This is a genomic window from Modestobacter lacusdianchii (assembly GCF_054177765.1).
Genome location: NZ_JBJJTJ010000056.1, coordinates 1 through 6,421, shown reverse-complemented (window position 1 = coordinate 6,421; position 6,421 = coordinate 1). Strand labels below are relative to the sequence as shown.

General features: G+C 76.8%; 6 protein-coding genes and 1 pseudogene. 6 read left to right on the top strand and 1 reads right to left on the bottom strand.

Features of this window, described 5'->3' with window-relative positions; genetic code table 11:
* Positions 1–101: 101 nt before the first annotated feature.
* The 5 genes from ACJTNH_RS20645 to ACJTNH_RS20625 all read left to right on the top strand — a co-directional run bounded on the left by ACJTNH_RS20645 (position 102) and on the right by ACJTNH_RS20625 (position 5,636).
* Positions 102–992, top strand: a complete 891-nt coding sequence (locus ACJTNH_RS20645; protein ID WP_458179135.1) for a phosphatidate cytidylyltransferase — start codon at positions 102–104, stop codon at positions 990–992.
* A gap of 74 nt (positions 993–1,066) precedes the next feature.
* The gene (locus tag ACJTNH_RS20640) at positions 1,067–1,726 is read left to right on the top strand and encodes a TrmH family RNA methyltransferase (protein WP_458179133.1); all 660 of its coding nucleotides are present in this window, start codon (positions 1,067–1,069) and stop codon (positions 1,724–1,726) included.
* Between the two features lie 151 nt (positions 1,727–1,877).
* Positions 1,878–3,665 (top strand): hypothetical protein, encoded by a 1,788-nt coding sequence (locus tag ACJTNH_RS20635; RefSeq protein WP_458179131.1) that lies wholly within the window; start codon positions 1,878–1,880, stop codon positions 3,663–3,665.
* A 79-nt stretch (positions 3,666–3,744) separates the two neighbouring features.
* Entirely contained in the window at positions 3,745–4,923 is a 1,179-nt protein-coding gene (gene rlmN, locus ACJTNH_RS20630; protein ID WP_458179130.1) for a 23S rRNA (adenine(2503)-C(2))-methyltransferase RlmN, read from the top strand.
* A 5-nt stretch (positions 4,924–4,928) separates the two neighbouring features.
* The gene (locus ACJTNH_RS20625) at positions 4,929–5,636 is read left to right on the top strand and encodes a VIT1/CCC1 transporter family protein (protein WP_458179128.1); all 708 of its coding nucleotides are present in this window, start codon (positions 4,929–4,931) and stop codon (positions 5,634–5,636) included.
* 67 nt (positions 5,637–5,703) lie between these two features.
* On the opposite strand, the gene ACJTNH_RS20620 is transcribed toward ACJTNH_RS20625, so the two are convergent.
* Entirely contained in the window at positions 5,704–6,024 is a 321-nt protein-coding gene (locus ACJTNH_RS20620) for a DUF2631 domain-containing protein (protein ID WP_458179126.1), read from the bottom strand.
* Positions 6,025–6,145: 121 nt separating this feature from the next.
* Between ACJTNH_RS20620 and ACJTNH_RS20615 the strand changes: the two are divergent.
* Positions 6,146–6,421, top strand: a pseudogene (locus ACJTNH_RS20615) (1-deoxy-D-xylulose-5-phosphate reductoisomerase); the annotation flags it as partial.

Sequence of the window (6,421 nt, the reverse complement as noted above, 5' to 3'; positions counted from 1 at the left end):
CCGGGGGCGGCGGCGCCGGGCTGGGGGGGGGGGAGGCGCCCGCGGGCGGGCCCGGGGGGGCGCGGCGCCCCGCCGCCCCCGCCCCCCCCGACGCGCCCCCGATGACCGCCGTGCCGGACGCGCCCGGGGCCGAGGCCACCGGTGAGCCGCCGCAGGACACCCCCAGCGGCGCCCCCCGGGCCACCGGGCGGGCCGGGCGCGACATGGCTGCCGCGATCGGGGTCGGGCTCGGTCTGGGTGCGGTGATCATCGCGACCCTGCTGGTCTGGCGGCCGTCGTTCCTGGCGGTGCTGGGCGCCGCCGTGCTGATCAGCGTGGTGGAGCTCAGCGGTGCGCTGGTGAAGGGCGGGCACCGACCGCCCCGCACGCCGGTGGTCGTGGGTGCGGTGGCCATGCTGACGCTGGCCTGGACCCGCGGCCCGTCGGGACTGGTGGTCGGCTTCCTGCTGACCGTGGTCGCGGTGCTGTTGTGGCGGCTGGGCGACGGCCCGGTCGGCTACCTGCGCGATGCCTCCGCGGCCGTCTTCGTCGCCTTGTACGTGCCGCTGCTCGCCGGCTTCGCGGTGCTGCTGCTGGTGCCGGACGACGGGGTCGCCCGGGTGCTCGCCTTCATCGCGACGGTGGTGTGCAGCGACGTCGGCGGCTTCGCCGCCGGGGTGCTGTTCGGCAAGCACCCGCTGGCCAGGTCGATCAGCCCCAAGAAGTCCTGGGAGGGGCTGGCCGGGTCGGTGACGGCCTGCGTGCTCATCGGCACCCTGCTGGTGACGCTGACCTTCCACGGTCCGTGGTGGGGCGGCGTGCTGTACGGCGTCGCGATCGCGCTCACCGCCACTCTGGGCGACCTGGGGGAGTCGTTGATCAAGCGCGACCTGGGCATCAAGGACATGGGCGACCTGCTGCCCGGGCACGGCGGCCTCATGGACCGGATGGACTCGCTGCTGCCCTCGGCCGCGGTGGCGTGGCTGATCCTGTCGGTGGTCGCCCCGGTCTAGCCGCGGGGGCACGCAGTGGGCGACCGGTGGTGAGGTCGGCCCGCGGTCACGGCCGCGTGACACCATCCCCGGCGATGACCGAGGGAGTGGAGACCGGCCCGACCGAGTGGGGCGGGTCGGTGGGCGTCGGCCCCTGGCCGGGCCCGTGGCCCACCGACGAGCGGTACGACCCCGAGCTGCTCGCCGTGGGCGACCGGCGCAACGTGGTGGACCGCTACCGGTACTGGACGCTCGAGGCGATCGTCGCCGACCTCGACCGGCGCCGGCACCCCTTCCACGTCGCGATCGAGAACTTCGAGCACGACCTGAACATCGGCACCGTCGTCCGCACCGCCAACGCCTTCCTGGCCGCCGAGGTGCACGTCGTGGGCCGGCGCCGGTGGAACCGGCGCGGGGCGATGGTCACCGACCGCTACCAGCACCTGCGGCACCACGCCGACGTCGCGGCGCTGCTGGCGCACGCCGCCGAGGAGTCCCTGTCGGTGGTGGCGGTCGACAACGGCCCCGGCAGCGTCCCGCTGGAGACCGCCGACCTGCCCCGCCGGTCGCTGCTGCTGTTCGGTCAGGAGGGGCCCGGCCTCACCGCGGCCGCGCGGGACGGCGCGGTGGTGACCGTGTCGATCGCCCAGTTCGGCTCGACCCGGTCGCTGAACGCCGGGGTCGCCGCCGGCATCGCGATGCACGCCTGGGTGCGCCAGCACGCCCACCTCAGTGGTGCAGACCTGCCGAACTGACCCCCGGGTCTTGAGCGCAGTGTGGTGCTCCGGTCACGCCGCGCCTACCGCCGCGCCGGAGACCGCTGCGTCAGCATGATCGTTCGGGCTCGGCCGCCGCGTCCCGACCACGACCGGTGGTCGGACGGCTGGCCGGCCGGGAGGAGGGGTCATGAGGTCGGAGGACGTGCGTGACCCCGGCACCCCGGGCGAGGAACCGGTCGGCGCGCAGGACGCGACCCCGGCAGCGGTGGACGCCCAGCCGGCGGCGCCGGCCGAGGACCCGTGGGACGAGGCCTGGCTCCCGCAGTGGGCCGCCTCGCCCGAGTCCTCGACGTCAGCCGCCCCGTCGCCCGAGGTCAGCGCGGCCCGGCTCCCGGTGGCCGAGGAGCCGGCCGACGACGCCGTTCCCCACACGCACGCCCCGGCCGAACCGTCGGACGACGCCCCGCTGGCGCAGGACCGCGGCGCCCCGGTGGGAGAGGGCTCCGACGTCCCGGCCGAACCGGTCGCCCACGACCTGGACGTCGCGGCTGCGCCGCGGGACGCCCCGGTCGCTCAGGTCCACGGTGTCCCGGTCCCCTCGGGGCGCGGTGCCGTGACCGCTCGGCGGGACGACGCCCAGCCCGAGCAGCCGGACGACGCCCCGAGCGAGCCGCAGGGCACCGTCCTGGCCGCCGAGCCCGCAGGGGACCGCGCGGCAGCCGAGCCGGCGACCGTCGTGACAGCTGCTGCGGCGCTCCACCCGGACGACGAGCCGGCCACCGGCGACCCGGGCCCGCCGGCGACTGCGCGACGCCCGCTCCCGCCGCGGCTCGAGGCCGCGCTCGCCGACCTGCAGGCGGCCGAGCTGGCCGCCCAGCGCGCGGCGGAGGAGCAGGCCGCTGCGCAGCTGGCCACCTGGGAGGAGGCGATCCGGGCCGGGGAGGCGTTGGCCGATCAGCGGTCGTCGACCCGCCCGGCCGTGACCACCGCGCCGCCCGCGACCAGCGCCCGCCCTGCCGACGCGGTGCCGTCGGCGGACCCAGTGCCGTCGGCGGACCCGGTGCCGTCTGCTGACCCGGTGCCGTCTGCTGACCCGGTGCCGTCTGCTGACGAGTCGTCGTCGGCGCGGACGGCGTCCCCGGCCGTCCGGCGGCGGGCTCGGGTGCTGCTGCCGCTGGCCGTGCTGCTGCTCGCCGCGGTCATCGCCGGGTTCACCCTGCCGGGGCTCTCCGGCGCCGACCGGCCGGAGGTGGCCGCGGTCCAGCGGGACGCGGGGGCGACCCCGGCTCCCGCCACCCGGACGCCCATCGTCCGCGCCGGGCAGTCGCCGACCACAGAGCCGACCCCGGCCCCGGTGCCCGTCGCGGAGGCCCCCGTCGAGGCCGTCGTCGACAGCCCCGCGCGGGCCACCACCCGCACGCGGGCGGCCACCCGGCAGACCGTGGCCGCCCGGCAGCGAGCGGCGGTCCCCACCCCGCAGCCGACGACGGCGGCACCGGTGGCCGCGGCGCCGGTCGTGGTCCCCCCACCGGTGCCGGCGCCCGCTCCCGTGCCCGTGCCGGGTGGCGGCGGGCCCGGTGCCGACCTGCCCGACGAGCCGGAGTGCCCGGAGGGCGGAGCACCCGAGAGCGACACCCCGGCCCCGGAGCCGGAGGAGGACACCACCGACCCGGTCGCCCTCTCCGCGGCCTGCGCACCGACCGACCCCGACCCGACCACCCCGACGCCGACCGCCCCGACGCCGGGCGCCCCCGACCCGAGCGACCCCGGGCCCACCCAGCCGACCGACCCGACGGCTCCCGTGCCCGGCGACCCGAGCACGCCGGTGACCACCACCCCGCCGACCGCGCCTCCGACCACGGCCCCACCCACCGGGACGCCGACGGCCACCACCACCGGGTCGGCACCGCTCACGACCACCGCGCAGCCCAGCGGCGTCCAGCCGTCCTCGACCGCGCAGGCCGCCCGGGGCTGACCGCGCGTCCCCCCGGGGAGCCATCTCACCCTCGCCGGCCCACCCCGGACGCCCGCGGAGTGGGAGCATGGACGTCGCCATGACTGCCCTGCCCCTGGTCTTCGACGCCCCCCGCCGCACCAAGCCGCCCCGCCACCTGGCCGACCTCACCCGTGAGGAGGCCAGGGCCGCGGTCGCCGAGCTCGGCCACCCGGCGTTCCGAGCCGACCAGCTGAGCCGGCACTTCTACGCGGGGGTGACCGACCCGGCGCAGATGACCGACCTGCCGGCCGCCGCCCGCGACGACCTCGCCGCGGCGCTGCTCCCGGGGCTGCTGACCCCGGTGCGGCACCAGTCCGCCGACGGTGGCCGCACCCGCAAGACGCTGTGGCGGCTGCACGACGGCGCCCTCGTGGAGAGCGTGCTGATGCGCTACCCCGACCGGGCCACCGTCTGCATCTCCAGCCAGGCCGGCTGCGGCATGGCCTGCCCGTTCTGCGCCACCGGCCAGAACGGCCTGACCCGCAACCTCTCCGCCGCCGAGATCATCGGCCAGGCGGTCGCCGCGGCCGCGGCCATGGCCGCCGGCGACGTCCCCGGGGGCCCGGGGCGGCTGTCCAACGTGGTCTTCATGGGCATGGGCGAACCGCTGGCCAACTACGCCCGCGTGCGCAAGACCCTGGACGCGCTGCTGAGCCCGGCGCCGCACGGGCTGGGCCTGTCCCAGCGGTCGGTGACCGTCTCGACGGTCGGGGTCGTCCCGGCGATCCGCAAGCTCACCGAGGAGGGCCTCAACGTCACCCTCGCGGTCAGCCTGCACGCCCCCGACGACGAACTGCGCAACACCCTGGTGCCGATCAACACCCGCTGGGACGTCGCCGAGGTGCTCGGTGCCGCCGACGACTACGCCCGCCGCACCGGCCGCCGCTACTCGATCGAGTACGCGCTCATCCGGGACGTCAACGACCAGCCGTTCCGGGCCGACCTGCTCGGCAAGCTGCTGGCGAAGCGCCTCGCCCACGTCAACCTGATCCCGCTGAACCCGACCCCGGGCAGCCAGTGGGACGCCAGTCCGCTGCCCGCGCAGCGGGAGTTCGTCGCCCGGCTGCGCGCCGCCGGCGTGCCCACCACGGTGCGCGACACCCGCGGGTCGGACATCGACGGGGCCTGCGGGCAGCTGGCCGCCGCGGACCAGGTCGAGGGCGTGCCCAGCGTCGCGGTGCCGGTGCCGGGCATCGAGGACGGCGTTGCACTGGGAGCCGAGTCGGACCAGGGCTGACCGCGGTGACCGACGTCGAGCTGCACGAGCACAGCCACGCCGACGTCTCCGGCGGGTGGCTGCGGGCCGCCGTCTTCGGTGCCATGGACGGCCTGGTCACCAACACCGCGCTCGTCGCGGGGGTGGGCGCCGGCGGGGCCGCCGCGCAGACCGTCGTCCTGTCCGGGATGGCCAGCCTGGTGGCCGGTGCCATCTCGATGGCCCTGGGTGAGTACACGTCGGTGACGACCCAGAACGAGCAGCTCGCCCTCGAGGTCGCCAAGGAACGCGGGGAGCTGCTGCGCAACCCGGAGGGCGAGCGGCGGGAGCTGGTCGCGCTGCTGCGCCGTGGCGGGGTGGACGACGAGCTCGCCGAGCAGGTGTCGGTCCAGCTCTCCCGTGACCCGGAGACGGCGCTGCGGCTGCACGTGGTGGCCGAGATGGGGCTGAGCCCGGAGGACACGCCGTCCCCGAGGGTGGCCGCGGTGTCCTCGTTCGTCACCTTCTCCGTCGGCGCCGTCGTCCCGCTGCTGCCGTTCCTGTTCGGGTACAGCAGCCTGTGGGTCGCGCTGGTCTGCGGCGGAGCCGGTCTGGCGGCGGCCGGGGCGCTCTCCTCGCGCTTCACGCCGCGGCCGTGGTGGTGGTCGGCGCTGCGTCAGCTGGCGTTCGGCGCCGTGGCCGCCGGTGCCACCTACCTGATCGGCAGTGCGATCGGCGTGGCCGTCTCCGGCTGATCCCCGACCGCAGAGAGGCCCGCTCCCCGGTCGGGGGAGCGGGCCTCTCTGCGGTGCGGGGGACGGGTCAGCGGGAGCGCCAGGCGTTCTTCCGCCGGCGGACGTCCCACAGCAGCATGACCACGAGGGTGAGCGCGAAGCCCAGGACCCAGAGGTCCTCGACGCGGCCCTCGTGGTTGCCCACCAGGAAGGTCAGCATGACCACGACGAACACCCAGCCGGTGATCCGGCCGACCTTGCCCGCCTCGGCGTGCCAGCCCCAGTCCTCGGGCCACTCGTGCGTCACGGGAGCAGCACCGGCGCGGGCGATGCCCTCCTCGCGCTCGGACTGCTCGATCACCTGGGCGCTGGTCTGGTGGCCCTGTCCCCGGCCGGTCGCGTCGCTCACCCCCTCATGATGACAGGCCCGTCCGCGGCACACCTGGTGGCCGCCCGGGCGGGTCTTGCGAGGATGACCGCCGGCGGGCACGGGACCGGGCGCGCCGGGACGAGCGCAGCGAGGAGTGCAGATGAGCGAGCCGCGCGAGGTCACCGTGCTGGGCTCCACCGGGTCGATAGGCCGGCAGGCGATCGCGGTGGCCGGGCAGAACCCCGACCGGTTGCGGGTCACCGGGCTCGCCGCCGGGGGCGGTGACATCGGCCTGCTGGCCGAGCAGGCGCTGTCGCTCGGGGTGCGCACGGTCGCGGTGGGCCGGGGCTCCGCCCCCCACCACCGTGACGATGGCGTCATCCACCCCGCCCACCATCGGGGCAGGGGGGTGTGGAACAACGCGCTCCGCGAGTTA

Excerpts from the sequence above, each read along its gene's own strand:
- ACJTNH_RS20645 (WP_458179135.1), top strand. The coding sequence starts at position 102 with ATGACCGCCGTGCCGGACGCGCCCGGGGCCGAGGCCACCGGTGAGCCG.
- ACJTNH_RS20640 (WP_458179133.1), top strand. The coding sequence starts at position 1,067 with ATGACCGAGGGAGTGGAGACCGGCCCGACCGAGTGGGGCGGGTCGGTG.
- ACJTNH_RS20635 (WP_458179131.1), top strand. The coding sequence starts at position 1,878 with ATGAGGTCGGAGGACGTGCGTGACCCCGGCACCCCGGGCGAGGAACCG.
- rlmN (WP_458179130.1), top strand. The coding sequence starts at position 3,745 with ATGACTGCCCTGCCCCTGGTCTTCGACGCCCCCCGCCGCACCAAGCCG.